General features: G+C 61.0%; 3 protein-coding genes. All 3 read left to right on the forward strand.

All coding sequences use genetic code 11. The annotated features are described in order from the left end of the window. Nucleotides 1–120: 120 nt before the first annotated feature. The 3 genes from FP026_RS29915 (at nucleotide 121) to tnpC (ending at nucleotide 2,478) form a co-directional block, all read left to right on the forward strand. Nucleotides 121–471: a transposase gene (locus FP026_RS29915; RefSeq protein WP_234904071.1), complete on the forward strand. Its 351-nt coding sequence runs from the start codon at nucleotides 121–123 to the stop codon at nucleotides 469–471. After that, nucleotides 468–812, forward strand: a complete 345-nt coding sequence (gene tnpB / locus FP026_RS29920) for an IS66 family insertion sequence element accessory protein TnpB (RefSeq protein WP_011053349.1) — start codon at nucleotides 468–470, stop codon at nucleotides 810–812. Before FP026_RS29915 ends, tnpB begins: the two co-directional genes overlap by 4 nt. Before the next feature lie 73 nt (nucleotides 813–885). Further along, complete coding sequence (gene tnpC / locus FP026_RS29925) at nucleotides 886–2,478, forward strand: IS66 family transposase (protein WP_149638160.1); 1,593 nt, start codon at nucleotides 886–888, stop codon at nucleotides 2,476–2,478. The last annotated feature ends 22 nt before the right edge of the window (nucleotides 2,479–2,500 follow it).

Genomic DNA, 2,500 nt, shown 5'->3' on the forward strand with positions numbered 1-2,500 from the left:
GTAAGCGGCAAGGAGACCCCATCTGGCGGTGCTGATGCTGTGCAGGGTATCTCGGACATACGACTTCTCTGACTGTGAGGATCTATGTCTGGGCCTGCGGCTAGCCTTGGATTGATGCGGATGATTGAGGCTGTGCCCGATCGTCTTGACGGCGCGCCGCGACAGTTGCGGCGGTTTTGGTCTGACGAGTTCAAGGCGACTGCGGTCGAGCAAGCCTGTCAGCCGGGTGTGAACGTCTCGGCGGTCGCACGGCAAATCGGGATACTGCCGTCTCAGCTCTATCGCTGGCGCAGAGAACTGTTGGGCAGTGATGAACCTGGGCAAGCAGCGGAGACAGAGTATCCGCAGGGCGTTGTATCCGGCCCCGACCCCATCGTGGAAATCATCATTGGGGATGTTATCGTGCGGGCAGGCGGGCATGTCGACGAGGCTCATCTGCAGCGCGTTATCCGAGCGGTTCGTTCGGCATGATCCCCGCAGGTGTAAAGGTGTTCCTCGCCAGCCATCCCATCGACTTCCGCAAAGGACCGGACAGCTTGCTGTCGCTGGTGCGCGACGCCGGCAGTGATCCGTTTAACGGCTCGCTTTATGTCTTCCGGGCGAAGCGGGCAGACCGGGTCAAGATCGTCTGGTGGGATGGATCAGGGGTCTGCCTTTACTCCAAGCGACTGGAGAAGGCGCAGTTCTGCTGGCCGCGGATCGGGCACAACCGGGTGCAGCTCAATCATGCCCAGCTCATGGCGCTCGTTGACGGCATGGACTGGAAGCGGGTTCGCTCTGTGGCAGTGAAGCCGCCGGAGATTGTTGGGTAAAGGCCTGCGGCGAAGTGAATCAACCGCCTGAAAGGGCAGGAAAACCGGAGCAGAATGTGCTCTGGTAGGCCTCATGACGCCGCCCGATCTCCAGCTCCCGGATGATGTAGAGACGCTGAAAGCCATGGTCCTTGCCATGGCCGACAAGGCGGCGCGGGCCGATGCTCTCGAGAGCGAGGTTGCAGATCTCAAGGAACGAAACGCCGATGCCGATGAGCGCATCGAAAGACTGACGCAGATCCTGAAAGCCTTCGATCGTGCCCGCTTTGGCCGGCGATCGGAAAAGCTCGGGCCTTCAGGCATGGATGATGAGCAGCAGGCTTTTGTCTTCGAGGAGATCGAGACCGGCATCGCTGCGATCCGAGCCCAGGTCAACAAGGGCGCAACCCATCCCGACAGCAAACGTCCGCCGCGGCCACGCAAAGGCTTCGCGCCCCACCTGGAGCGGGTCGAAGTGGTAATCGAACCGGCTGAACTACCCGAACATGCCGGCAAGCAGAAGGTGCTGATCGGAGAAGACGTCTCTGAGCGGCTGGACGTCATGCCGGCGAAGTTCCGGGTCATCGTCACCCGCCGGCCAAAGTATGCCTTCAAAAACGAAGACGGTGTCATCCAGGCATCTGCGCCCGCGCACATCATCGAGGGCGGCATTCCAACGGAAGCGCTTCTGGCCCAGATCGCGGTATCCAAGTATGCCGACGGCCTTCCGCTCTATCGGCAGGAGGCGATCTATGCCCGCGACAAGGTCGAACTCGATCGCAAGCTGATGGCCCAATGGATGGGCAAGCTCGGCTTCGAACTCGACATCCTGGCCGATTATATCCTTGCCGAGATTAAAAAAGCTGAGCGGATCTTTGCTGACGAGACGACGTTGCCAACGCTCGCGCCGGGATCCGGATCAGCAAAGACGGCTTGGTTATGGGCCTATGCCAGGGATGACAGACCCTTTGGCGGCAGTGGTCCGCCGATGGTCGCCTATCGCTTCGAAGATAGCCGCGCTGGCGATCGTGTCGCCCGGCATCTGAGTGGCTATCGCGGTATTCTTCAAGTTGACGGGTATGGTGCCTACAACAAGCTCGCTCGATCTGACGGCGGCAATGACGGTATGGTATTGGCCGGCTGCTGGTCCCACAGCAGGCGCAAGTTCTACGAGCTCCACGCCTCGGAAAGCTCAAAGATCGCCACCGAGACGGTGGAGCTGATGGCAAAGCTCTGGCAGGTCGAAGAAACAGCCCGAGGGCAAAGCCCTGACGCCCGTGTCGACGCGCGTCAGCAGACATCCGCCGCTGTCGTTACCGAGCTCTTCGACCTTTGGCAGAAGACCCTGCCGCGGGTCTCTGGCAAATCGAAGCTCGCCGAGGCGATCCGCTATGCCACCTCGCGTCGCGCCATCTTCGAACGCTTCCTGACCGACGGCCGCATCGAGCTCGACTCCAACATCGTCGAGCGCGCGATCAGGCCGCAGACAATTACGAGAAAGAACAGCCTATTCGCCGGTAGCGACGGCGGTGGCAGGACCTGGGCGACAATCGCCACGCTCCTGCAGACGGCCAGGATGAACAACGTCGATCCGCAAGCCTGGCTTACCCACACACTCGAGCGCATAGCCAACGGGTGGCCCAGCAGCGAAATACACTCGCTCATGCCGTGGAACTACACGCCCTGAACGGCCCCGCCTTGGCGCTTAC

It is taken from the genome of Martinezella tropici (assembly GCF_008370325.1).
In the GTDB taxonomy this organism is placed as follows: Bacteria; Pseudomonadota; Alphaproteobacteria; order Rhizobiales; family Rhizobiaceae; genus Rhizobium; species Rhizobium tropici_B.

Coding starts and splice junctions, on each gene's coding strand:
- FP026_RS29915 (WP_234904071.1), top strand. CDS start 121: ATGATTGAGGCTGTGCCCGATCGTCTTGACGGCGCGCCGCGACAGTTG.
- tnpB (WP_011053349.1), top strand. CDS start 468: ATGATCCCCGCAGGTGTAAAGGTGTTCCTCGCCAGCCATCCCATCGAC.
- tnpC (WP_149638160.1), top strand. CDS start 886: ATGACGCCGCCCGATCTCCAGCTCCCGGATGATGTAGAGACGCTGAAA.